Annotated in this window: 24 protein-coding genes; 17 read left to right on the top strand and 7 right to left on the bottom strand. The window is 66.9% G+C overall.

Translation table 11 applies throughout. The annotated features are described in order from the left end of the window. Positions 1-198: 198 nt before the first annotated feature. From AC1DEM_RS15995 to AC1DEM_RS16005, 3 genes are all read right to left on the bottom strand, one after another. Positions 199-402: a hypothetical protein gene (locus tag AC1DEM_RS15995; RefSeq protein ID WP_476885284.1), complete on the bottom strand. Its 204-nt coding sequence runs from the start codon at positions 400-402 to the stop codon at positions 199-201. A 342-nt stretch (positions 403-744) separates the two neighbouring features. Further along, on the bottom strand, positions 745-2,040 hold the full coding sequence (locus AC1DEM_RS16000) for a cation:proton antiporter domain-containing protein (RefSeq protein WP_476885285.1): 1,296 nt from the start codon (positions 2,038-2,040) through the stop codon (positions 745-747). 139 nt (positions 2,041-2,179) lie between these two features. Further along, positions 2,180-3,262 carry a LacI family DNA-binding transcriptional regulator gene (locus AC1DEM_RS16005; protein WP_476885286.1) on the bottom strand — a complete coding sequence of 361 codons (1,083 nt, stop codon included), beginning with the start codon at positions 3,260-3,262 and terminating at the stop codon, positions 2,180-2,182. Between the two features lie 205 nt (positions 3,263-3,467). On the opposite strand from AC1DEM_RS16005, the gene AC1DEM_RS16010 reads away from it, so the two are divergent. From AC1DEM_RS16010 to AC1DEM_RS16030, 5 genes are all read left to right on the top strand, one after another. Then, complete coding sequence (locus AC1DEM_RS16010; protein ID WP_476885369.1) at positions 3,468-4,313, top strand: ABC transporter substrate-binding protein; 846 nt, start codon at positions 3,468-3,470, stop codon at positions 4,311-4,313. A 120-nt stretch (positions 4,314-4,433) separates the two neighbouring features. Then, positions 4,434-5,222: an amino acid ABC transporter permease gene (locus AC1DEM_RS16015; RefSeq protein WP_476885287.1), complete on the top strand. Its 789-nt coding sequence runs from the start codon at positions 4,434-4,436 to the stop codon at positions 5,220-5,222. Continuing rightward, positions 5,219-6,019: an amino acid ABC transporter ATP-binding protein gene (locus tag AC1DEM_RS16020; RefSeq protein WP_476885288.1), complete on the top strand. Its 801-nt coding sequence runs from the start codon at positions 5,219-5,221 to the stop codon at positions 6,017-6,019. Before AC1DEM_RS16015 ends, AC1DEM_RS16020 begins: the two co-directional genes overlap by 4 nt. After that, on the top strand, positions 6,019-7,074 hold the full coding sequence (locus tag AC1DEM_RS16025; RefSeq protein WP_476885289.1) for a Gfo/Idh/MocA family protein: 1,056 nt from the start codon (positions 6,019-6,021) through the stop codon (positions 7,072-7,074). Before AC1DEM_RS16020 ends, AC1DEM_RS16025 begins: the two co-directional genes overlap by 1 nt. Positions 7,075-7,122: 48 nt before the next feature. Beyond that, positions 7,123-8,244, top strand: coding sequence for an NAD(P)/FAD-dependent oxidoreductase (locus tag AC1DEM_RS16030; protein ID WP_476885290.1), 1,122 nt, complete (start codon positions 7,123-7,125; stop codon positions 8,242-8,244). Between the two features lie 89 nt (positions 8,245-8,333). Here the strand turns inward: AC1DEM_RS16030 and AC1DEM_RS16035 are convergent, their stop codons facing one another. Continuing rightward, positions 8,334-10,007, bottom strand: a complete 1,674-nt coding sequence (locus tag AC1DEM_RS16035) for a PucR family transcriptional regulator (RefSeq protein ID WP_476885291.1) — start codon at positions 10,005-10,007, stop codon at positions 8,334-8,336. A gap of 142 nt (positions 10,008-10,149) precedes the next feature. On the opposite strand from AC1DEM_RS16035, the gene AC1DEM_RS16040 reads away from it, so the two are divergent. From AC1DEM_RS16040 to AC1DEM_RS16060, 5 genes are all read left to right on the top strand, one after another. Beyond that, positions 10,150-11,463 carry an alpha-hydroxy acid oxidase gene (locus tag AC1DEM_RS16040; RefSeq protein ID WP_476885292.1) on the top strand — a complete coding sequence of 438 codons (1,314 nt, stop codon included), beginning with the start codon at positions 10,150-10,152 and terminating at the stop codon, positions 11,461-11,463. Further along, positions 11,463-12,422 (top strand): ABC transporter substrate-binding protein, encoded by a 960-nt coding sequence (locus AC1DEM_RS16045; protein WP_476885293.1) that lies wholly within the window; start codon positions 11,463-11,465, stop codon positions 12,420-12,422. The genes AC1DEM_RS16040 and AC1DEM_RS16045 overlap by 1 nt, the downstream gene beginning before the upstream one ends. 12 nt (positions 12,423-12,434) lie before the next feature. Beyond that, positions 12,435-13,385, top strand: a complete 951-nt coding sequence (locus AC1DEM_RS16050) for an amino acid ABC transporter permease (RefSeq protein WP_476885294.1) — start codon at positions 12,435-12,437, stop codon at positions 13,383-13,385. Continuing rightward, entirely contained in the window at positions 13,382-14,146 is a 765-nt protein-coding gene (locus AC1DEM_RS16055; RefSeq protein ID WP_476885295.1) for an amino acid ABC transporter ATP-binding protein, read from the top strand. The genes AC1DEM_RS16050 and AC1DEM_RS16055 overlap by 4 nt, the downstream gene beginning before the upstream one ends. Positions 14,147-14,214: 68 nt before the next feature. Further along, complete coding sequence (locus AC1DEM_RS16060) at positions 14,215-14,595, top strand: RidA family protein (protein ID WP_476885296.1); 381 nt, start codon at positions 14,215-14,217, stop codon at positions 14,593-14,595. Between the two features lie 111 nt (positions 14,596-14,706). Here the strand turns inward: AC1DEM_RS16060 and AC1DEM_RS16065 are convergent, their stop codons facing one another. Further along, the gene (locus AC1DEM_RS16065) at positions 14,707-15,318 is read right to left on the bottom strand and encodes a hypothetical protein (RefSeq protein ID WP_476885297.1); all 612 of its coding nucleotides are present in this window, start codon (positions 15,316-15,318) and stop codon (positions 14,707-14,709) included. A gap of 187 nt (positions 15,319-15,505) precedes the next feature. Between AC1DEM_RS16065 and AC1DEM_RS16070 the strand changes: the two genes are divergently transcribed. The 7 genes from AC1DEM_RS16070 (at position 15,506) to AC1DEM_RS16100 (ending at position 20,161) form a co-directional block, all read left to right on the top strand. After that, entirely contained in the window at positions 15,506-15,877 is a 372-nt protein-coding gene (locus AC1DEM_RS16070) for an ArsR/SmtB family transcription factor (RefSeq protein WP_476885298.1), read from the top strand. Further along, a complete protein-coding gene (locus tag AC1DEM_RS16075; RefSeq protein ID WP_476885299.1) occupies positions 15,852-16,319 on the top strand; it encodes an SRPBCC family protein in 468 nt (155 codons plus the stop codon). Before AC1DEM_RS16070 ends, AC1DEM_RS16075 begins: the two co-directional genes overlap by 26 nt. Positions 16,320-16,445: 126 nt before the next feature. After that, positions 16,446-16,856, top strand: a complete 411-nt coding sequence (locus AC1DEM_RS16080; protein WP_476885300.1) for a TOBE domain-containing protein — start codon at positions 16,446-16,448, stop codon at positions 16,854-16,856. Continuing rightward, on the top strand, positions 16,853-17,668 hold the full coding sequence (gene modA, locus AC1DEM_RS16085; protein WP_476885301.1) for a molybdate ABC transporter substrate-binding protein: 816 nt from the start codon (positions 16,853-16,855) through the stop codon (positions 17,666-17,668). The genes AC1DEM_RS16080 and modA overlap by 4 nt, the downstream gene beginning before the upstream one ends. Positions 17,669-17,676: 8 nt before the next feature. After that, positions 17,677-18,498, top strand: coding sequence for an ABC transporter permease (locus AC1DEM_RS16090; RefSeq protein WP_476885302.1), 822 nt, complete (start codon positions 17,677-17,679; stop codon positions 18,496-18,498). Then, positions 18,495-19,544, top strand: coding sequence for a sulfate/molybdate ABC transporter ATP-binding protein (locus AC1DEM_RS16095; RefSeq protein ID WP_476885303.1), 1,050 nt, complete (start codon positions 18,495-18,497; stop codon positions 19,542-19,544). The genes AC1DEM_RS16090 and AC1DEM_RS16095 overlap by 4 nt, the downstream gene beginning before the upstream one ends. Before the next feature lie 185 nt (positions 19,545-19,729). Further along, positions 19,730-20,161: an SRPBCC domain-containing protein gene (locus AC1DEM_RS16100; RefSeq protein WP_476885304.1), complete on the top strand. Its 432-nt coding sequence runs from the start codon at positions 19,730-19,732 to the stop codon at positions 20,159-20,161. A gap of 173 nt (positions 20,162-20,334) precedes the next feature. Here the strand turns inward: AC1DEM_RS16100 and AC1DEM_RS16105 are convergent, their stop codons facing one another. Both AC1DEM_RS16105 and AC1DEM_RS16110 read right to left on the bottom strand, forming a co-directional pair. Further along, positions 20,335-20,907, bottom strand: a complete 573-nt coding sequence (locus AC1DEM_RS16105) for an MOSC domain-containing protein (protein ID WP_476885305.1) — start codon at positions 20,905-20,907, stop codon at positions 20,335-20,337. A gap of 286 nt (positions 20,908-21,193) precedes the next feature. Continuing rightward, the gene (locus tag AC1DEM_RS16110) at positions 21,194-22,207 is read right to left on the bottom strand and encodes a medium chain dehydrogenase/reductase family protein (protein WP_476885306.1); all 1,014 of its coding nucleotides are present in this window, start codon (positions 22,205-22,207) and stop codon (positions 21,194-21,196) included. Positions 22,208-22,284 lie beyond the last annotated feature (77 nt).

Consider the following 22,284-nt stretch of genomic DNA (forward strand, 5'->3'; position numbering starts at 1 on the left):
CAGAGCTTAGTCGGCGGCGGTCTCCGTGAAGCGGCCTGGTGGAGCCTGATCTTCTGGGTGTAACCCTGTCGGCCAGCGCGGCCAACCATGCAGCGGATAAGCCGCCGTGCGCGGCGCGGGCACCGTCACGCGGTACCGCGGGGGCCGTTAACCACGGACGACGGCGGGAGGTGGCTCCCGCCGTCGTCGTTGTGTGTGCTAGGAGGAAACTGCCTCAAGGTTGGCTGCCCCGTGGTTCAGGCTGAGCGTGAAGGTGTTCGGGCCGCTGGCGTGGACCGCGATGTTGCTCTTGGAGGTGTTGTGGCGCTCGGAGTGCTCGTGGATCAGGGCGTCCAGCTCGTGGTGCATGGTGGAGCGGTCCCAGAGCTTGTGGGTTACAGAGTTGGCAGTTTCAAACGTCATTGTTCAGTGCTTCCATTCATGAATCCGGAGGTCCGGCTGCCGCACCGATGCGGAGCCGCCGTGGGGCCAAACCAGGAACGCCTGAGACCTTGGGCAGCTCTATTGAGCTCACCGGTTTGGCCTCATTGCGTCCACCAGGATGGGTGCCCCAAGTTCACTGACGCGTAGCGTCGGAGCGAACATCAGGGCTGCGTCGGCGGGCAACCTCGTTCCCCGCCTTGCCTTTCCATAGTGCACAGCGCCTTGCGGGCGGCTCAAGCCAGATGGCGAAAATCGTGCGTGAGACTCATCACAGCCGTGCGGCGTGACGCGAACGGCGACGCCGACGCCCGGGTCCCGTGCCTAGGGGCGGGCCCGCTTGGGCCAAAGACGCGGGGTGAGCGTGTGCTTGCGGCTCAGGCCCCGGGCGGGAGCGGGTGTGACAGGCACCGGCCCGCCTGGCTCCGGTCCGGCTGCCGTGGCGGCCCGTCCGTAGCGGGCGGCCAAGGGCGCGGCGCTGAAGCCATGGGCCAGGACGCTGAGCAGTACGGTGGCAGCGATGACGGCCACAGCCTGATCGGACACTGGTCCCAGGGCTTCCAGCGCCAGCAGCGCGAACACGAGGGAAGCCAGGCCCCGGGGGCCGAACCAGCCCACGAAGAGGACGGTGGCCCGGTCGAGGCCGGCACCAATCGAGGCCAGCGCCACCGGCAGCATGCGCACCACCGTGAGGCTGACCACGGCATACGCGATGGTCAGAGGGACTGAGTGCGCAAGCATGATCGGCACGGTGATGGCACCGAAGGCCAGCCACACGAGCAGTGACACCAGCCCGCTCATCTGCTCGACGAAGACGAGTTCAGCCGGCCCCCGTTGACCGGCGCACGTGCCGAACGCCAGCCCGGCGCAGAACGCGGCGACAAATCCGTTGCCGCCCACGGCGAGGGCGGCGCTGTAGGCGAGCAGGCTCAGGGCCAGGACGCCGATGCCGGCGAAGTCCTCGGCGGCGGTCCCGCGCCGGCGGGCAAGCTGCAGCAGCCATCCGCCGGCGGCGCCGGCCGCCGCGCCGACACCTGCGCCGATGAACAGCTCGACGGCGGCGCTGCCCGGACCTTCGGCACTCTCCAGGCCTGCCGCGGCAGCCGCGCCGGCGATCGCGAGCATGACCACCGGGGTGGCGATGCCGTCGTTGAGGCCGCTCTCGACCGTGATTAGCTGGCGGATCCGGGACGGCACCGCCGGGTTCGTCACCACGGGGAGCCCGAGTGCTGCGTCCGTAGGGGCCAGCGCCGCACCTACCAGGAGGGCCAGCCACAGCCCGAAGTGGGGGAAGAACCAGGCGGCCAGGGCCCACCCGAACACAATCGTCAGGGGCAGACCGACTCCCAGCAGCCGCACATAGCGGCCCACGTCCCGGCGCAACTGCTGGAGCGGCAGGCGGGCGGCGTCGGAGAAGAGCACCCAGACCAAGGTGACCTCGACAATCGGGGTGGTAACCGCCGGGGGAGCGGAGCCGTCGACCAGCCCGAACCAGGCCAGGGCCGCGCCGAGTGCGGTGAACACAATAGGAGCGGTCAGGTCCGCCTGCTCCAGCCGCACCGAAACCAGCGCCCACGCGAACAGGGCACCGGTGACAAGGACGACCACCGTCAGTTCCATGACGGAACTGTGCTCGCTTCCGTGGGCCCCGCTTCGAATGTGTCGGAACCGGCCATGCCCAATTTTAGGCGGGGTGGGCCGCCCCGGGCCCGTGTCCAAAGCCCCTACGGGCCAGGAACCGCCGCGGACGGAGTAGGTGTCAGGTGTCGTCACGGACCGCCCGCGGAGCCGAGACCGAGCCGCGGCGGATCAGCGCGGCCGTGAATATAGGTGCCGCCGCCGGTGCCTTGCGGCCTTCGATCTGCCGGATCAAGGCCGACGCGGACGCAACGCCCATGTCATAGACCGGCTGCGCGATGACCGTGAGCGGGGGAGTGGTCAGGCGCGTCCAGGCGAAGTCGTCATACATGAGGAAGGAAACATCATCCGGAATCGAGAGTCCAAGCTCGTGGATCGCTTCGACCACGCTGAGACCGATCAACCCGTCGGAGGCGATGATCGCCGTCGCCGGGTCCGGGCGCTGCACCAGCTCTCGGATGATCTTCTTGATCGACTCGTCGTCGCCGGCGTTGAGGCGGATCAGATCGTCCGGCAGGTCCAGTCCCGCCTCATCGAACGCCCGTTTCATGCCGTCGCGGCGGTCCGAAATCTGGGACGAGTCCAACTGCATGCCGTCGTGGTACGGCCCGGCTGTCTTGAGCGTGGAGACGAATGCGATCCTCCGGTGGCCGGACTTGAGTAAATAGCTGGTGGATTCATGGGAGATGTCCTCCATGTCCACCGCCACGGTATCGACGTCGAGCCCTGACGCCTTGCGGTCCAGAAGGACCAGTGGACGGCCGGATTCGTGAACGCGCCGTAAATGTTGCGTTTCCACGGAGGACGCCGGCGCCACGATCAGGCCGTCAACGCGCTTGTCGAGGAGCACCCTGACGGCGTCGATTTCAGCCTCGGTGTCCTCGTCAGTGTTGATAAGGATGACGTTGAAGCCACTGCGCTTGGCGGTGTCCGTAATGCCCCGTGTGGCCAGGCCGAAATGGGGGTTTTCGATGTCGCCGACCACCACCCCGATGGTGTGCGATTTCCCCGTGTTCATGCTCCGGGCGAGCTCGTTGGGCCGGTACTCCAGTTCTTCGGCGGCAGCCAGCACCCGCTCACGCACGTCGTCGCTCACGGCACCGTAGTTGCCCAGGGCGCGGGCGGCCTGGGCCTTGGAGACCTGGGCGGCTTTTGCGACGTCGGCGACAGTGACGTCGCGGCGCCGGGAAGCATCACTATTCATTACGGCCTTTCGTAGCGGACCCTTGACGCCTCATGTGGCTTCGATTACATTTCTAGCAATCGATGTGAGTCCGGTCTCAATCCTAGGGACTGAGACCGGACTCAGCAAGACACCCATCGACAAAGTCCCGCATCATGGGGCCCACTGCCCGCCTGCCCCGCCCCTCACTCCCACGATTGGAAACGCTGTGAACACAGGAAACAAAATGCGCCCAGCGGCGCTCATCGCCGCTGCTGTTGCCGCGGTGCTGGCACTGTCCGGCTGCGGTGGCAGCTCGTCCGCCTCATCCGCGCCGGCGGACAACCCCTACGGCCTCATTGAGGCCGGCACCATCCGCGTTGCCAGCCTGGGTGATTCGAAGCCCTATACCTTCGCCGACGCCCAGGGCAACTTCACTGGCTTCGACGTCGAACTCTTCAAAGACGTCGCCCACCGCGCCGGAGTCGACAAGGTCGTCTTCACCGGACAGGACTTCTCCGGCCTGCTGGCGGCCGTCTCTAACGGCCAGTTCGACGCCGGTGTTGCGGCGATCGGTATCACAGACAAGCGCAAGCAGACTGTCGACTTCTCCGACGGCTACCTGGCCGGCTACCTGACCGTCATCACCAAGCCGACGTCGGGCATCTCCAGCGCCGACGGGCTCGGCGGGAAGCGCCTCGGCGTCGTGCAGGGAACATTGCAGGAGGCCTACGCCGTCAAGAACTTCACCTCCGCGAACCTGGTGCGCTTCCCGGACAACAACACCGCAATCTCCGCGGTGAACAGCGGATCCGTCGATGCCCACTTCCTGGATTACGAGGCCGCGAAGGCCTATCGGGACCAGTACGGACTGGTCAGCGCCGCGGACATCCCGTCATTCGATGCTCCCGCCGGCTTCGCCGTGGCAAAGGGGAAGACCGCCTTCAAGGATGCCCTCAACAAGGGCCTGGCCGCAGCCATGGAGGACGGCACCTGGAAGAAGCTGTACCAGAAGTGGTTCCCGGGATCCCCGATGCCCGAGCAGTACCTGCCGAAGGCCGAGCAGACGGCAAGCCCGACGCCCAGCAAGTAAACGGCCCCGCAAGCACCGTAAGGCACACGTCCGGCACCTGGCCCGACTGCCACATGACCGGGCGGGCCGCACAGCGCGGCCCGCCCGGGATCCACAAGCTACCTACGTCTGAGAGCAACCATGGACTGGTTAAGCACCATCACCCGCACTTTCTTCGACCTCGGCGCAATGGCCGAGGTCCTGCCCCAGCTTCTGGGAGTCGGTCTCCTCAACACCCTCATCATCTCCATTGCAGCAACGATTATCGGCGTTGCTCTCGGCATGGTGGTCGCGGTGATGGGGATATCCCCTTCGCGATGGCTCCGCGTCCCGGCCCGGATCTACACAGACCTATTCCGAGGACTCCCGGCCATCCTCACCATCCTGCTGATTGGCCAGGGCTTCGCCCGCATTAGCCAGTCGATCTTCGGCCCCTCGCCCTACCCCTTGGGGATCATCGCCCTGAGCCTGATCGCCAGCGCCTACATCGGCGAAATCTTCCGCGCCGGTATCCAGAGCGTCGACAAAGGCCAGGGTGAGGCCTGCCGCGCACTGGGCATGAGTTACGCCAAGTCCATGGCCCTGGTGGTGGTCCCGCAGGGTGTCCGCCGGGTCCTGCCGGCGCTGGTGAACCAGTTCATCGCGATCGTCAAGGATTCCTCGCTGGTCTACTTCCTGGGCCTGCTGGTCAGCGAACGGGAACTCTTCCGCGTGGGCCAGGACGCCGCAGTCCTCTCCGGCAACCTCTCGCCCCTGGTCATGGCCGGCATCTTCTACCTGGCGATCACGGTTCCCCTGACCCACCTGGTCAACTATTTCGACAACCGCTTCCGCACCGGACGGCGGCGCCCCGCGGCGCCCAGCAGCGGGCTGAAGGAACTCAAAGAACTCGACGCGGCCTCACCGCTGACCACCGGGAGCAACACATGAGCCTCGCAAGCAACACCGCAAGCGCCAGCGCCAGCAACACCAACAACACAGTCCCGGACATCGAGACCTTCCACGGCTCCAGCCTGGAACTGAAAAACCTGACCATGGCCTACGGCGACATCGAGGTGCTGCGCAACGTCAGCCTGACCGTCGCCCCAGGCACCACCACCTGCATCATCGGGCCCTCCGGCTCCGGCAAGTCAACCCTCCTTCGCGGCGTCAACCGTCTGCATGAGCCCAAGAGCGGGGACGTGCTCCTCGCCGGCGAAAGCGCACTGCAGGTCAAACCGGACCTCCTGCGCGCCCGCATCGGCATGGTGTTCCAGCACTTCAACCTCTTCCCGGACCACACCGCCCTCGAGAACGTGGCCCTGGCCCTCTGGAGCGTCAAGGGGATGCCCAAGGCCGAGGCCAGGGAACGCGCCCAGCGCCGCCTCGCCGAGGTCGGCCTCGCCGAACGCGCCGACCACCGGCCCCGGGACCTCTCCGGCGGACAGCAGCAGCGCGTGGCGATCGCCCGTGCCCTGGCCATGGAACCGGAGGTCATGCTCTTCGACGAGGCCACCAGCGCACTGGACCCGGAACTGGTCAAGGGCGTGCTGAACCTCATGGCAGGCCTGGGCCGGCGCGGCATGACCATGCTGGTGGTCACCCACGAGATGGGATTCGCCCGCAAAGTCGCCGACCAAGTTGTCTTCATGGACGAAGGCGAAGTTGTCGAGTCCGGCACGCCCTCCGACCTCTTCGACAACCCCCAAAGCGAACGCCTCCAGCGCTTCCTCTCGGAAGTGCTCTGATGGAGACCCCGAAGGGAAACACCGTAGCTGCACCGATCCGCACCGCCGTCGTCGGGTTCGGAATCTCGGGCAAGGTCTTCCACACGCCGCTGATTGCGGCGGATCCCGACTACTCGCTGGACGTTATTGTCACGGCGGATCCGGACCGCGTCGCGGCGGCGGCGAAGCTCTACCCGACGGCCCGGATCGTCCCGACCCCGGAGGCCCTGTTTGCCCACGCCGGTGACCTGGACCTCGTGGTCCTCGGTACGCCGCCGGTGACGCATTTCGACTTGGCGGCCACAGCCATCGCCCACGGCCTCCATGTGGTGGTAGACAAACCGTTTGTGACGTCATCGGCCCACGGCAGGGAGCTCATGTCCCGGGCGTCCGACGCCGGCGTGCAGCTCACGGTATTTCAGAACCGCCGGTGGGATGCCGACTTCCTGACGCTCCAGGAACTCATTGGCGCTGGCGCGCTGGGTGAGGTCCGCACCTTCGAATCCCGCTTTGAGTGGTGGCGGCCGGAGGGCTTCGGGAACTGGCGGGACACCGCGGCGGCCGCCGCGGGCGGCGGCATCCTCAACGACCTCGGTGCCCATCTGATCGACCAGGCCATCCAGCTCTTTGGCCCGGTGGCGGCAAGCTACGGGGAGACCGCCAACCACGGCCCGGATCCGGACGGAGCCGACACCGAGGCTTTCGTGTCCCTGCTCCACGAATCCGGGGTCCGGTCACGGCTGTGGATGAACGGGATGGCAGCGCAGGTTGGTCCGCGCTTCCACGTCCTGGGCTCCGACGCCGGCTACACGAAGTGGGGGCTGGACGGCCAGGAACAGGCGCTCGCGGCGGGCATGCTGCCCACGGACCCGGGCTACGGCGTCGAGCCCCAAACCCATTGGGGGACCTTGGGTGTCAGCGGAGACCGGCAGCCCATCGCACCTGTTCCCGGTGCCTATCCGTTGTTCTATGCCGAGCTCGCGACTGCCCTCCGTGGCGAGGGCCCGCTACCGGTAACTGCCTCACAGTCCATGGACGTCCTGAAGATCATCGAAGAAATCCACGCCCTCGCCTGAATTTCGGCTCCGCGCGTGCACCATCCATTCCTGAGAAAGCGAGTTCATATGTCCTCCACCGCCTCAACCAAACGCGTCGCCATCATCGGCGGCGGCATCCTCGGAGTTTCCACCGCCGTCCACCTGCTCCGCGACGGCGCCTCTGTGGTCCTCCTGACCGAGCGCGGCCTGGCCAGCGAGGCCAGCGGCCGATCACTGTCGTGGCTGAATTCCGCCGGGGAACGCTCCACCCCGTACCACCAGCTCCGGGTTGCCGGCGTAGACCGCTACCGCACCCTCTTTGCCGCCGACCCGGACCGGGACTGGCTGCAGTTCGGCGGCGGCCTCATGTGGAACGCCGCCGGAGAAGCCTCCGCCACCGAAGCCCGCCATGCCTACGAGAAATCCATCGGTTACGACTCCAAGCTCCTGGCGCCGGAACTGATTGCCTCCGCCACCCCCGGCATCGATCCGGACGCCGTGCCGGAGAACGCCATCTTCAACCCCGGTGAGGGCTGGGTCAGCCTGCCCGATCTCGTGGATTTCCTCATGGAGGAATTCGACGCCCTGGGCGGCGAACTGGTCCTCAACGCCGGCAAGGTGTCCGTTACGGTCGACGGCGGCCGGGCCACCGGCGTCGAGACGGCCGCCGGCGAAACCTATGGGGCGGACGCTGTACTGGTGGCGTGCGGCGCGGCAACGCCCGCCGTCGTCGCGCCCCTCGGCGTCGAGATCCCCAACGGTTCCCCGGTCTCCATGCTGGTGCTGACCAAACCCGTGGACCACGGGCTGAAGGCCGTGCTGAACACCCCGCGGGCCGCCGTCCGGCCCAACCCCGGGAACAGACTTGCCCTGGATCACGACTGGTACGAGGAGAGCATCACCGAACACGCCGACGGCTCCTTCAGCATCCCCGATGATGTGGTCCAGGAGCTCGCCGATGAAGCATCCAAGCTCCTTGCCGGCAACCCCGACCTCAAACCGGCCTCCTGGAAGATCGGCTACAAGCCCATCCCGGGCGACGGCGAGCCGGTCCTCGGAGAACTCGGCCAGGTGCCCGGCTGCTTCGTTGCCTTCACACACTCGGGCGCCACGCTTGGACTCATCGCGGGCGAACTCCTCGCGGGCGAGATCATGACTGGCGCCAAGCACCCGATGCTGGCCACATTCCGGCCGGGGCGCTTCTCGTAGGCAGAGCCAAATTAGCCTTCGGGGCAGGCGGGACCGGTGATCACCGGCCCCGCCTGCCCCGACTTTTTGGCTCTGGCAGTGTCCTGTACCTACTCCGGCGCCGTCGGCGCAGCCTCCGGGGCCAGGTCCATGGTTGTCAGGCGCAGCCAGAGCCAGAGCCGCTGCTGCGGGTCGTCGAGGTCGAGGTCAAAATCCTTGGCCAGGCGTCCCACCCGGTAGCGGACGGTGTTGTTGTGCACGTGGAGTCGTGCGGCCATCGCGGAGATATTTCCGTTCGACGTCAGGTAGGCCCGCAGGGTCTCCAGATAGTCGGTCTGCTGCTCGGCGTCGTGGGCCTGGATCCTGGCGATGTCGTCGAGATCCGCTAGCCCGTTGTCGTCGATGAAGGACCCGACTTTCAAGAGGTTCAGCGGGATTCGGTGGTCCTCGAAAAGCCCGGCGGCAGAGCCCCCAGTCTCTGCCGGCACCGCCGTGTGCCGGTGGAGCAGATATTGCTGCGTTTGCAAAGCTTCAGCCCTGGATCGAGGGAGGTCCTCCAGCCGGGGTGCGATGCCGCCGACGGCGGCAATGATCGGATAGGAGCTGATTGTGTGCGCGTACGCCCCGATCTCACTGGCTACGCGCCGGTGCGCGGCCCTGGGGCTGCGTCCCCCGCAGGGCAGAAGGGCGTAGACCACCGAGCCAATGAGGGCGGTGTGGCTCGTCTTGAACTGGATGTTGCAAACCGTTGTGACAAGGTGCAGCAGCCGGTGAATTTCACGCACCGACTCCAGGCTCCCGGATTCCGGGCGGTTGATCGAAAAAGCCGCGACCGCGAGCCCCGCGGTGGCATCGAGCCCGAGCTGGGCGGCGGCAAAAGACGCGTGGACGGTGTCGTCCATCAGCGTTCGAATCAAGTCCCCGTTCCGCCGTTCGCCAAAATCGGACGCCGAACGGGCATGGAGCATGTGCAGCCCTGCCAGCGGCGCCATCCTGGTGAGCGCCTCCAGGGCAGCTTCCCGTTTGCTCTCGCCGGGATCGATAATCCAGATCGAGCCAAGCAGCTCACCGCCGGCCCTCACGGCAAGGGCTAGGCGGGCCATCTCATCATCCGCTGCCGGGATCAGCACCGCACTCCCGGACGCATAGACGATCTTGAAATCCGCGTCGAAGGCAGGAGGCGTAATCTCCTGCAGGGAGAGCGTGGTGACGCGGCGCAACTCGTCGATGGGCTGGCCCGGCAGGGTCGAATAGCCAAGCACGCGTCCGAGCGGGTCCACGATGCTTGCTGCGCCGCTGGTGATGGACGCGGCGGCGTTGGCGAAGGCGTAGAGATCCCCCAGCCGGACCCCGGAGACGGAATCCACGGCCGCACCCATGACCGACGCCCGGGCCAGTGCCACCAGCCGCGTCCAATCCGCGTTGTCCGGTGCGACCAGGACGGCGAGGCTGTGGCGGACCGCGGCGGACCGGAGATCGTCCAGGGACGCCCCGTGCGCCTTGACGATCACTGCGGCCGCGTTGCTGTTGGACGCCCGGTGCAGCAGCTGGTCAAAGTCCGGCGAGTCACACCTGAGTCCGACGGCCAGGATGATCCGGTCCTCGATGCTGGTCCATTCGTCCATCGGGTCATACATGAGCACGTCCGAGACGGCATGCGCGAGGTTGTCCGGCGCGGGATTGGCATGCACCAGATCGGCCTGCATCAGCTGGATGCAGTCCGACAACCGCACCGCTGCAGCGTTCTGGCCGAGCTCAATACCGGCCTGTTCCCCTGCATCCATGTGTGGACGATATCACAGGTCAAAATCGATTCTTTTGGAGGAATCAACATGTAGGCGGGGTGAGATCTTCGTCACCATTGAGGGACGCAGTTGACCGAAGATTCCACGCAGGACATCCACGCAAGACACAGAAGGACGCGAAATGAGAATCAAAGACATCAAGTCACTGGCTGCAGTTCAAGGGCCGGCCCGGACGGTGGCGGAGCGGCTGCAGCGGCGGTGCTACAGCGTTGAGGACATGCGGAAATTGGCCGCCAAGCGCCTTCCCGGCAGCGTGTTCGACTACATCGAGGGCGGCGGGGAGGACGAGGTCTCCCTGCGGCGCAACCGGGTGTCCTTTGATGACTGGGCCTTCCTCCCGAAGTGGGGATCGGTGGAGCACCTGGACCTCAGCTCCACTCTCCTGGGCGGCGCGGTCGCTATGCCGCTGACACTGTCCCCAACCGGCGGCACCAGGTTGTTCCACCCTGACGGCGAAACGGCGGTGGCCCGCGCGGCCTTTGGGGCTGGCGTTCCCTACGGGCTGGCACACCTGAGCACCACCACCATGGAGCATGTCAGCGCCGCCGCCCCGGGGCTGCGGCGGTGGTTCAACCTCGAGCCGACGGCCGACAAAGGCCTCCTGCAGGCTGTCCTGGACCGGGTCTCGAACGCCGGGTACGAGGCGCTTGTGGTCAATGTCGACTGCCGCGCCATCGGCCACCGGGAACGCGACTACCGCAACGGGTTCACCGCGCCGCCGTCCATCAAGCCCAAAACCGTCATCGAAGGGGCGCTGCACCCCCGCTGGGCCCTAGGCTTCCTTGCCAACGACGCGATCGCCTTCCCGAACCTGGACGCGGAAATCCCCGAAGGCCCGCTCTCCAGCACCCCCGACATGTGGCGGACGCTCCTGGCGGGATCCTACGAACCGACGGACTGGGACGACATCCGGGACCTGAGGGAGCGGTGGAATGGTTCCATCATTCTTAAAGGCCTGGTCAACCCCAGGGACGCCGTCCTGGCAGCCGAGATCGGCATCGACGCCATCCAGATCAGCAACCACGGCGGCAGGCAACTGGACCACATGGCCTCGGCCCTGGACGTACTGCCCGAAATCGTCGAGGCGACGGCCGGACGGGTTGAAATCATCGTCGACGGCGGCATCCGCCGCGGCTCCGACGTCGTCAAGGCCCTTGCCCTCGGCGCCGACGCCTGCTCGATCGGCCGCCCCTACCTGTACGGGCTTGCTGCCGCTGGCCAGGCAGGCGTTGCCCATGTCCTGAAGCTGCTGGCGGCGGAAATGACGCGCACCATGATGCTGCTCGGAGTGTCCACCATCCAGGAGCTGCGCGACGAGGGCCGGGACCTGATCCGCCACCGCAGCGAGGCTTTCGCCCGCACTCTTCCCACCGATATTCCCTCTGCCCAACATCCCCCGGCCCAGCTGGCCTACTCCGATCTGAGGACCCCCTGATGACAACCCGCACAGCACCCGCTCCCGCGAAGCGCATTCACCGCGGCATCCCCGCCGTCATGGCCATTGCGGCGCTCCTGCTCGCAGCCACCGCGTGCGCGCCAAGCACCGCCGCCTCACAGTCGACACCGTCGACGCCGTCGGGCGACTCCGGCGGGAACGGCACCGGGGTCCCTGCCCTCGCGGTCAACGATGCCGCGGCCGCGTTGCTCCCGGAACCGATCAAATCCACGAAGGTCCTGCGCGTTGCCATTCCCACCAACGAGCCGCCGACACAGTTCTACCGTGAGGGAACCCAGGACATGACCGGGACCAACCCGGACATCGCCCGCCTCCTCGGCCAGGCCCTGGGCGTGAAGGTGGAGATCCAGGTGGCCAATTTCGACTCCATCATCCCGGGGATGGCCGCGGGCCGGTACGACATGACCGTCTCCTCCATGACTCCCACGGAAAAGCGGATGGAGGTCCTGGACTTCGTCGACTACATGCAAATGGGCAACTCCATTGCCGTGGCCCAGGGGAACCCGCACGGGATCACCGATCAACACGCCCTGTGCGGGAAGAAGGTCGGCCTCCTGACCGGGTCCTACCAGCTCACGGTCAACGTCCCCGACTACGACAAAGCCTGCGCCGCGGGCGGTAAGGAAACGATTCAGAGAAGCGAGTTCCAGGACACGCGGCAGGCCATCTCGGCCCTGTCCAGCGGGCGGCTGGACGCCGTGCTGGCGGATTCACCGATTCTGAACTTCGCTGCGACGCAGAATCCCCAGATCGAGATCGCCTCAAAATATGACTTCACGCCGGTCGGTGTGGGCATTCCCAAGGACTCAGGCCTGGTGAAATCCGTCTCCACCGCACTCTCCGAAGTCATCAAGAGTGACTCCTACCTCAAGGTCCTCGGGAAGTACGGCCTTGAATCCAGCGCCATCACCGACGCCCGCGTCAATTTCGCCCAATAGGAGGTGACGATCATGCAGCAACAACACGCCCTCCCGGACACCCGCCAGGACACGCCGGCGGCGCCGGGCGACTCCATCCCGGTGGTGCCGCTCAGGCACCCGCTCCGGCTGGCGTCCGCCGTCGTCCTCATCCTGGTCGCGCTCAGCGCCGCGTGGGACGTGGCGGTGAACCGGCGGTACCACTGGGACGTCGTCGTCTCCTATCTCTTCGCCCCGCAGGTCATCGCCGGGGCCGGGCTGACCGTCCTCCTGACCGTGGTGTCCATGAGTGTCGGCATCGCGTTGGGCACGGTGCTGGCGGTCATGCGGCTCTCGGCCAACCCGATCGTGAGCACCATCAGCCGGGGCTACATCTGGTTCTTCCGGGGCACGCCCCTGCTGGTGCAGCTGATCTTTTGGTACAACATTGCCGCCCTGTATCCGGTGATCGCCTTCGGCCTTCCGCTCGGCGGCCCGTCCCTGGTCCTGGGATCGGCCAATGTGCTCATCACCCCGCTGGGCGCCGCGCTGCTGGGGCTTTCCCTGAACGAGGCAGCGTACATGGCCGAGATTATCCGCGGCGGCATCGGCTCGGTGGACAAGGGCCAGTACGACGCCGCCCGGGGCCTGGGGATGAATGGCAGCCAGCTCATGCGCCGGGTCATCCTTCCCCAGGCGATGCGAGTGGTCCTCCCGCCGACCGGCAACCAGGTCATTTCCATGCTCAAGGGCACGGCACTGGTCAGCGTCCTGGCGATCTCGGACCTGCTGTACTCGGCCCAGATCATCTACTCCAACAACTACCAAACCATCCCGCTGCTTATCGTCGCCAGCCTCTGGTACCTGCTGATGACAACCATCCTCAGCTTCTTCCAAACCAAACTCGAACGGCGCTATGGCCGCGGCTTCGACGCAGCGCCGCGACGGAACTTCCGTTCAAAGACCCGATCAACGACCCGTTCAAAGACAAGGACAATACGATGAACACCGCCATGGTGGAAGCCCAGGGCGTCCGCAAGAGCTTCGGCTCCACGGAAATCCTCAGGGGCATTGATCTCAGGGTCGAACGCGGCTCGGTGACCTGCCTGATCGGCCCTTCCGGTTCCGGAAAGACGACCTTCCTGCGGTGCATCAACCACCTGGAAAAGGTCGACGCCGGACGCCTGTACGTGGACGAACAGCTGGTCGGCTACGCCGAGCGCAACGGACGGCTCTACGAAATGAAAGAGCGGCAGACGGCACGCTCGCGACGGACCGCAGGAATGGTGTTCCAGCGCTTCAACCTGTTCCCGCACATGACCGTGCTGGAGAACATCGTGGAAGCGCCCGTTCATGTCCTGGGCCGGCCCCGGAGCGAAGTCACCGCCGAAGCTCAGACCCTGCTGGAACGCGTCGGACTCGGCAACAGGGGACACTCCTACCCCCAGGAGCTCTCCGGCGGGCAGCAACAGCGGATCGCGATTGCGCGCGCGCTGGCCATGAAACCGCGGCTCATGCTCTTCGACGAACCAACATCGGCCCTCGATCCGGAGCTCGTGGGCGAGGTGCTCGACGTCATGAAGTCCCTGGCCGAGGCGGGGATGACCATGGTGGTGGTGACGCACGAACTCGGCTTTGCCCGCCAGGTCAGCGATCAGGTTGTCTTCATGGACCAGGGAGTCGTGGTCGAAAGCGGGGCCCCGGCCGAGGTCCTGGGCAACCCGCAACACGAACGCACACAGGCCTTTCTCTCAAAGGTCCTCTAGAACAATAGCCACCGAACATCAACCACCCCGGCCGGCCAGCAGGCCGGCCGCCTGAAAGGACACAGCTCATGCCGCGACAGCAGATCAGCACCGACCTCGCACCCAGCCCGGCCGGGCCCTATTCCCAGGCCATCGCCGCCAACGGGTTCCTCTACACCGCCGGCCAGACGCCGCACCACCCGGACACCGGCGAAACCGCCGGCACCACCATTGAAGAACAGACCGGGCAGACCATGAAGAACCTGGCCGCCGTCCTTGGCGGGCACGGCCTGGACTTTTCCCACGTGGTCAAGGCAACCGTGCATCTGCACCACCCGGGACGGGACTTTGACGGGTTCAACGCAGTGTACGCAGAGTTCATGGAGGCGCCCTACCCTGCGCGAACCACGGTGGGATCGTTCCTGGGGGACTTCCTGGTCGAGATCGACGTGGTCGCGGCCATGCCCTAACGGCTTCCGGGACTCGCTGAGGAGTGATCGCTCGGCCACGGCCGGGAGTTTCCGTAGAACGGTGGATTCGCGGTTCAACGGACACTCGCATTCAGCGGGCTGCCACCGGGGTCAGTGGGTGGGACTGGGGGAGGGGCTGGGCGAGATTGGACTGGAAGAGGTTGGACTGGAAGAGGACGGACTGGTCCCGGGCGTGCCCGGCGAAGCTGTGCTCCCGGGTGTGGCGGATGGGGAGCCGGGCGCGGCGGGCATGTAGGACTGATATTCGGGCAGCGTGGAGTCGAGGACCGGGAGTTGCACATCGGCCGAAGTGCCGGTGGCGTCTTCGCTGACGCGGACCGTGACCATGGAGCCCGGGGGGCCCGCCGTGGGGTCCAGCATCATGGCCGGCGGTTGGGCCAGCGAGGTGTACGCGTTGGCCTTGACCGGAATCGATACCTTCGGCCCTGAACCGCCTGCTATGGTGACGGTCGCGTCCGTTGAGGATGTGTTGAATACGGTTCCGATGATCCGTCCGGGCTGGTCCGCTCCGTGGGAGAGGATGAGCATGTCCGCCAGCTTCACCGCGCCGACCACCGTGCTGATCCCGTTGGTCGCCGGTGTGATCTTCGCGGTTTCTGCTGGGTTGTCGTAGGAGCATCCGGTCCCGGTCAGGAGAACCGCCCCCAACGTGAGAGCGGCGGCCGCGTACCTTATCCCTGCCAGCAAGGTCGTAGTTGCCACAGCCGGCTCCTCTCGGCAGAACGTTGACTGGATACCCCCGATTATGGGCCGGGCGGGCGCCGAAATCGAGAGACTGTGTGTATGAAGGTGGGAGCAGGAAACCCTTGACGCGCGGGCGGCCGCAGGAGCATATTTAACCCATCAGTTAATTAGCGGGAATGTTAAATATGAAGGGCGCGCACACCAGATGCCAACCGATCGGCTCAGCCTCATCTTCTCGGCGCTCGCCGACCCTACCCGCAGGGCCATCCTGGCCCGACTGGCGGAGGGTGAGGCCACCGTGAATGAGGTGGCCGAGCCCTTCGACATCAGCCTCCCCGCGGTCTCCCGCCACCTCAAGGTGCTGGAAGCCGCCGGGCTGATCACCCGGAGCCGGAATGCGCAGTGGCGCTCCTCGAAGCTCGAGGCCGCACCGCTGCGAGAGGTTGCCGAATATATGGAAGAGTACAGGCGCTTCTGGGATGCCAGCTTCAGTCGTCTCGACGCGCATTTGCGGAAGATCCAGCAAGTTCCCAAGAATCAGGAGCCAGGCAATGAACACGCAGCAGAACACCCATGAGTCCCACATCCTCACCATGACCAGGGAGTTCGAGGCTCCCCGCGAACTGGTCTTCGACGCATTTACCGATCCGGACCAGCTCGCCGCCTGGTTCGGCCCCGTAGGGGTGGACTCGCCCCGGGACCGGATCGTGGTGGAGCCCCGTGTCGGAGGCGCGTGGCGGCTGGTCATGGTCTGGGAGGAAGCCGGCGCCGCCAAGGAGGGACCAATCGACGCCGTGATCTCCGTCTACGACCCGCCGTCGCTCCTGGTGGCCACCCAGCGGGCGGAGCCCGACGCCGGCATCCCCGCCCGGATCGAAATGCGGCTGGAGTTCGAGGACCTGGGCGGCAGGACCCGGCTGCATCTCACCCAGGGCCCGTTCGGCAGCGCCGAATTTATGGACATGACGCGCGAGGGCTGGGGCACCTCGTTCACCAAGCTGGACAAGGTGCTGGCCTAGACCCAGCGCGCCAGCGAGCGCCGGGGCGACTCCCGTCAGACCGCGGATGACACCCACAGGAGGGTTTATTTACTGATTTGAGGATCAGAGTGCCCATATTTTCCGCAAATAGGAGATTATGGAGTCATGCCGAAAATTCGCGTATCAGAAGCAGCACGCTTTCTCGGGGTCAGCGACGACACCGTCCGGCGCTGGACCGAGAACGGGATTCTCACCCCGGTGAAGGACGACTCCGGGCGGCTGGCCGTGGACGGTCTGGAACTCGCCCACCTCGCCCGCGACCAGGCCCAGCTTCCCGAGGACCCCACCCGCGTGGGGTCCTCGGCCCGCAACCGGTTCGTCGGCCTGGTCACGGGCATCACCGCGGACAAAGTCATGGCCCAGGTTGAGTTGCAGTGCGGGCCCTTCCGGGTTGTGTCCCTGATGAGCAGCGAAGCCGTCCGGGAACTGGGCCTGGAGCTCGGATCTGTCGCCACCGCCGTGGTCAAGGCCACCACCGTCATTATCGAAACGCCCCACGGAAAGAGCATCATATGAGCATCCCCCGCAAGCGCGTTACTGCCCTGCTGGTTGCCGGCGCCCTGACCGCGGCCCTGGCCGGCTGCGCATCCGGCACCCCCGCAGTCACCGGAAACAGCTCCGCCGCGGCCAGCGCGTCCGCGACCCCGGCACTCACAGGCGCGGTGACCGTCTTCGCGGCGGCTTCGCTGAAATCGACCTTCACCAAGCTGGCCAGTGACTTCGAGGCCAAGAACCCCGGCACCAAAGTCACGCTGAATTTTGCAGGGTCCTCGGACCTGGTCACGCAGATCACTCAGGGCGCCCCGGCGGATGTCTTCGCCTCCGCCGACGCCAAGAACATGACCAAGCTGACCGACGCGAAACTGACCGACGGCGCCCCGGTCAACTTCGCCACGAACGTCCTGGAGATCGCGGTCCCGCCGTCCAACCCGGCGTCGATCAGTGCCTTCGCCGATCTCGCCAGGCCGGGTGTGAAGGTGGTGGTCTGCGCACCCCAGGTTCCCTGCGGTGCCGCGACCGAGAAGGTCGAAAAAGCCACCGGTACCACCCTGGCGCCGGTCAGCGAGGAATCCTCCGTCACCGATGTCTTGGGAAAGGTCACCTCCGGTGAGGCCGACGCCGGTCTGGTCTACGTCACGGACGTCAAGACCGCCGGCGACAAGGTCAAAGGCATTCCTTTCCCCGAGTCGGACCAGGCTGTGAACACCAACCCGATCGCCACCGTCGGCACGAGCAAGAACAAGGAACTGGCCGCCGCCTTTATCGCCACGGTCACCGGCAGCGAGGGCCAGAATGTCCTGAGCGACGCCGGCTTCGGCGCCCCGTAGAGGGCCGCATGAACCGACGCAGCGGCACCGGGTACACCGGCATCCCGCCATGGATTTACGCCATCGCGGCGGCAGGGGCAGTCTTCGTCCTGCTGCCGCTGGTGGCCATGGTGGCCAAGGTCAACTGGCCGCAGTTCATCCCGCTGATTACCTCCGAATCTTCACTGACGGCGCTCGGCCTGAGCCTGCGAACGTCGGCAGCGAGCACCGCCGCCTGCATCGTCCTCGGTGTGCCGCTGGCACTCGTCCTTGCCCGGAGCCCGTTCCCGGGTCAGCGGCTGCTGAGGGCCTTCGTCCTGTTGCCCCTGGTCCTGCCTCCCGTGGTGGGCGGCATCGCCCTGCTTTACACCTTCGGACGCCAGGGACTCCTGGGCAGAAGCCTCGAACTGGCCGGCATCCAGATCGCCTTCTCCACCACCGCCGTCGTCCTCGCCCAGACCTTCGTCGCCCTGCCGTTCCTGGTGGTCAGCCTCGAAGGCGCGCTGCGCACGGCGGGCAACAAATACGAAGCGATCGCCGCCACCCTCGGGGCCCGCCCGAGCACCGTGCTGCGCCGCGTGACCGTCCCGCTCGTGCTGCCCGGCCTGGCCTCCGGCGCCGTGCTGTCCTTCGCCCGCAGCCTGGGTGAATTCGGTGCCACGCTGACCTTCGCCGGCAGCCTGCAGGGCGTCACCCGCACCCTCCCGCTGGAGATCTATTTGCAACGCGAAACCGACGCCGACGCCGCCGTCGCGCTCTCCCTCCTGCTGGTCGCCGTGGCGGTGGCCGTCGTCGGGCTCTCCTACCGGCGCCCGCGGGTCGAAGCAGCACCGGAAGGGGCGTTCCGGTGACCTTTGAGCTGGACGCAACGCTCGCGGCGCGGGGCCTCGAGGTCTCCCTCAGCCTGGGGCCGGCCGAGACCATCGCCATCCTCGGCCCGAACGGTGCCGGGAAATCGACCCTGCTCTCGATCATCTCCGGACTGCTGCGCCCCGATGCGGGCAAGGCCGTGCTGGGCGGCAGGGTCCTGTTCGACCTCGCGGCGGACAAGGACATTTGGCGGGCGCCGCACACCAGGGGCACGGCGCTCCTGGCCCAGGAGGCCCTACTCTTCCCCCACCTCAGCGCCCTGGACAACGTCGCGTTCGGGCCCCGCAGCGCCGGCGCGTCCAGCAGCGCGGCCCGCAAAACGGCCATGCACTGGCTCACCGAGGTCGATGCCAGGGATCTCGCCTCGCGGCGTCCCGGACAGCTCTCCGGCGGTCAGGCCCAGCGCGTGGCCGTGGCCCGTGCCCTCGCCGCCGACCCCGAGCTGCTGCTGCTGGACGAACCCATGGCCGCCCTCGACATCCATGCGGCCCCGCTGCTCCGCCGGCTCCTCAAACGCGTCCTCGCCGGCCGCAGGGCCATCATCATCACCCACGACATCCTGGACGCCCTGATGCTGGCGGACCGGGTGATCGTCCTCGAGGACGGCCGGATCAGCGAGGCAGGACCCACCCGCGAGGTCCTCGAAAGGCCGCGCAGCCGGTTCGCCGCGGGCCTCGCCGGGCTGAACCTGGTGGCCGGCACGGTCAGTGACGCCGGCGTCACCACCGCCGAGGGGATGGTGGTCGCGGGCCACCACGACGGCTCCGTCGGTCCCGGGCAGGACGGCGTGGCGGTCTTTCCGCCCTCGGCCGTATCCGTGTTCCTCACCGAAGAGTACGGCAGCCCACGGAACTCATTCCCAGTGAAAATCACGGACCTCGAGCCGCACGGGGACCAGATCCGCGTCCATGCCGCTGGCCTCTCCGCCGACATCACCCCGGCCGCGTCCGCCGACCTCGGCCTGACTCCCGGCATGACCGTCTACTTCGTCATCAAGGCCGCCGCCATCGCCATCTACCCGGCGTAAGAGGGGTCTGGGCCGTTGCGGCCGCGGCCGGGGAGCAGGCGCAAGCGCGCGCCGGGAGCGGCGCGGTGGGTATCGCGGCGGCGGGAGGGCTTACCGACGTTTCAGTCCGCGGAGTAGTCTCGGTGCCGGGCGCTGCCGGCGCTGACCGATTCTGGGAGAAGCCGATTCTGGCAGAAGGGAAAGCTATGACTGGAAAGTATGTAGCGACGTCGACCATCACCATCGAGGCGCCCGCAGGACGGGTGTGGTCCGTGCTCACCGAACCTGCCGCCATCAAGGAGTTCATGTTCGGCACCGATGTCGTGACCGATTGGACCGTCGGCGGACCCATCGCCTGGCGCGGCGTTTGGGACGGCAGGGCGTACGAGGACACGGGCACTGTCCTGGAGTTCGAACCCGGCCGGAGGCTGGTCGTCACGCACTTCAGCCCGCTGAGCGGCCAGGAGGATGTGCCTGAGAACTACCACACGCTCACGTGGACGCTCGAGGAGCAGCCAGGCGCCACAGAATTCACGCTCTCGCAGGACAACAATGCAAGTGCCGAGGAGGCCGAGCACTCGAAGGGCATGTGGGACAGCCTGGTGAAGAGTGTGAAAGCAATCGCCGAACGGCAATAGTCAGAGCGGGAACAATCAGGGAAGGAATAGCCAAGGCTGGAATGGCCCGGGCGGGAGTATCAGTTCGGGCGCCGGTGACTGCTGCTGCTCGTCCGGGCTGCGGCGGAGCCTGTCGGTCACAGCAGCGGGTGTCGGCTGCTCCGACGTGTGTCGGTCACAGCAGCGGGTGTTGGTTAGGGCAGCCGCGACGGGCGCAGCAGGTTGGGGATGCCTGCCTGTCCCGGGTCGAGCGGCACGGGGCTCACCAGTACGGCCGGCCCGCGGCTCAGCATGCCGCTCGAAAGCGGCTGGCAGCGCACGCCTCCCCGCCCGCGCATGGCGGCGTGCGCGCCCGGGACCAGCATCCGGTCCATCCAGGCGCAGGGATGGGCAGGCCGTCCGGCCCGGAGCCGGACCACGTCTCCCCTTGATTCGAGCGCGAACTCATGGCCGAGCAGGGGAGCGAGGTGCGCACCCCTAAGGACAACATTGCGCCGCGTCAGGAGGGGGTCGAAGGGCGCGGCCCCCAGCTCCTCGGCCATCGCTTCAAGGGCCTCGATCGAGAGCAGGGTGACGGCGGCGTCCATGTGGGCGGCCTTGCCGAAGAACCGGTCGCCGACGATTCCCTTGCCGGCCACCAGCTCCACCCGGTCCGCGTCTGTGGTGGGGACATGGGCTGCACCATCGCGTGCGCGGCCGAAGTAGGCGTGCGCCGGCGACACGAGGAGATGCAGGACCTCGACGTCGTACCTGTAGCTTGCCGTCATGCCCTAAAACTATCCTTCCTCGACGGCCCCGGGCACCTCGATGGTCGTGGCGGCGGCGGTGCGCGAGGGCGACGGCGGGGTGGCGGTGGGGCCGAGGGCGTGGCGCGGCGGCGTCCGGCGCTCTCCTCGAAGTCGCCGGAACCCTGCGGGTTCGCCGGAAACTTCCGGCGAGCCCGCGACTTTCCGGCGAACTCGGCGGTGGCGGCGTGGCGAACTCGGCCGTGGGTTCTGGCGCAGGGGAGGGGCGTGGCCGTGAGCGCGGTGCCGCGGCGGCGGCCATGCCGGCTTAGGGCACGAGCACGATCTTCCCTTTCGCCGCAGTGCTCCCCAGCAGCTCATGGGCGCGACGAATCTCGGAAAGCGGCAGACGCTCGGCCACCACCGGGTGAATCTCGCCCCTACGGAGCATCTCAAGCAGCGCGAGGAAGTCCGCCTGGAACCAGTCCTGGTGATGGATGCGCAATTTCTGGATCCGGTAGGACACCACCTTGCGGCGTGGTGACAGCCAGCCCCAGAGGGCGACGGTCCCGGTGGCCGCGTACCAGGCGATCACCCCCGGCCAGTTCTTGCGCCCCTGCGCGATGGTGGCGTAGCGACCGAACACGACGAGCCGTCCGCCGGGCCGGAGTGCGCGGAAGGAGCGCAGCGACAACGGGCCGCCGATTCCGTCGAGGGCGATATCCACGCCGTCGCCGGTGAGCCCGCGGACACGGGTCAGGAAGTCCTCATTCTGATAGTCGATCGCAACGGCGCCCAGCCGCTCCACCGCGGCGCGATCCCGTCCCGAGGCGGTCCCGTAGAGGCGGAGGCCGGCCAGCGCTCCGAGCTCGAGGACCGCGGTGCCCACTCGGCCGGCCGCGCCGTGAACCAGAACGCTCTCCCCGGGCTTGGCCTTCGCCGTGCGGTGAAGCAGCTGGTAGGCGGTCATGTAGGCGAACACGAGGCTTACGACCTCGGCCGGGTCGAGGTCCTCCGGCACCGCGACGGCGTACACCTCAGGTACGCAGACACGCTCTGCATTGGCGCCCCACACTGTCAGCGCACCGATGCGGTCTCCCACTCGCACCCGCAGGCAACCGGGCCCGAGCTCATCAACGATGCCGACGAGCTCGTAGCCGGGCGTGAAAGGCGGCTTCGGCCCGCCGAGATACGTGCCGGCGCGCAACTGTGTATCGGTGAACGAGACACCCGAAGCCAGAACCCTGACGCGGACTTCGCCCGGTCCTGGTCGTGGATCGTCAACCTCCACCACGTTCAGGACTTCGGGGCCGCCGAAGCGGTCGATATCCACACGCTTCATGGGCTCACTCTACGCTCGGCGCAAAGTCGGCACATCGGCTCCATGCCGCGCAGTATCTGGGCCTGTCTGGCACCTCG

It is taken from the genome of Arthrobacter sp. 05T420 (assembly GCF_056396305.1).

Coding starts and splice junctions, on each gene's coding strand:
- AC1DEM_RS16040 (WP_476885292.1), top strand. CDS start 10,150: ATGAGAATCAAAGACATCAAGTCACTGGCTGCAGTTCAAGGGCCGGCC.
- AC1DEM_RS16005 (WP_476885286.1), bottom strand. CDS start 3,262: ATGAATAGTGATGCTTCCCGGCGCCGCGACGTCACTGTCGCCGACGTC.
- AC1DEM_RS16015 (WP_476885287.1), top strand. CDS start 4,434: ATGGACTGGTTAAGCACCATCACCCGCACTTTCTTCGACCTCGGCGCA.
- AC1DEM_RS16080 (WP_476885300.1), top strand. CDS start 16,446: ATGCCGAAAATTCGCGTATCAGAAGCAGCACGCTTTCTCGGGGTCAGC.
- AC1DEM_RS16105 (WP_476885305.1), bottom strand. CDS start 20,907: ATGACGGCAAGCTACAGGTACGACGTCGAGGTCCTGCATCTCCTCGTG.
- AC1DEM_RS15995 (WP_476885284.1), bottom strand. CDS start 402: ATGACGTTTGAAACTGCCAACTCTGTAACCCACAAGCTCTGGGACCGC.
- AC1DEM_RS16060 (WP_476885296.1), top strand. CDS start 14,215: ATGCCGCGACAGCAGATCAGCACCGACCTCGCACCCAGCCCGGCCGGG.
- AC1DEM_RS16110 (WP_476885306.1), bottom strand. CDS start 22,207: ATGAAGCGTGTGGATATCGACCGCTTCGGCGGCCCCGAAGTCCTGAAC.
- AC1DEM_RS16045 (WP_476885293.1), top strand. CDS start 11,463: ATGACAACCCGCACAGCACCCGCTCCCGCGAAGCGCATTCACCGCGGC.
- AC1DEM_RS16070 (WP_476885298.1), top strand. CDS start 15,506: ATGCCAACCGATCGGCTCAGCCTCATCTTCTCGGCGCTCGCCGACCCT.
- modA (WP_476885301.1), top strand. CDS start 16,853: ATGAGCATCCCCCGCAAGCGCGTTACTGCCCTGCTGGTTGCCGGCGCC.
- AC1DEM_RS16075 (WP_476885299.1), top strand. CDS start 15,852: ATGAACACGCAGCAGAACACCCATGAGTCCCACATCCTCACCATGACC.
- AC1DEM_RS16000 (WP_476885285.1), bottom strand. CDS start 2,040: ATGGAACTGACGGTGGTCGTCCTTGTCACCGGTGCCCTGTTCGCGTGG.
- AC1DEM_RS16030 (WP_476885290.1), top strand. CDS start 7,123: ATGTCCTCCACCGCCTCAACCAAACGCGTCGCCATCATCGGCGGCGGC.
- AC1DEM_RS16090 (WP_476885302.1), top strand. CDS start 17,677: ATGAACCGACGCAGCGGCACCGGGTACACCGGCATCCCGCCATGGATT.
- AC1DEM_RS16025 (WP_476885289.1), top strand. CDS start 6,019: ATGGAGACCCCGAAGGGAAACACCGTAGCTGCACCGATCCGCACCGCC.
- AC1DEM_RS16010 (WP_476885369.1), top strand. CDS start 3,468: ATGCGCCCAGCGGCGCTCATCGCCGCTGCTGTTGCCGCGGTGCTGGCA.
- AC1DEM_RS16035 (WP_476885291.1), bottom strand. CDS start 10,007: ATGGATGCAGGGGAACAGGCCGGTATTGAGCTCGGCCAGAACGCTGCA.
- AC1DEM_RS16020 (WP_476885288.1), top strand. CDS start 5,219: ATGAGCCTCGCAAGCAACACCGCAAGCGCCAGCGCCAGCAACACCAAC.
- AC1DEM_RS16100 (WP_476885304.1), top strand. CDS start 19,730: ATGACTGGAAAGTATGTAGCGACGTCGACCATCACCATCGAGGCGCCC.
- AC1DEM_RS16055 (WP_476885295.1), top strand. CDS start 13,382: ATGAACACCGCCATGGTGGAAGCCCAGGGCGTCCGCAAGAGCTTCGGC.
- AC1DEM_RS16050 (WP_476885294.1), top strand. CDS start 12,435: ATGCAGCAACAACACGCCCTCCCGGACACCCGCCAGGACACGCCGGCG.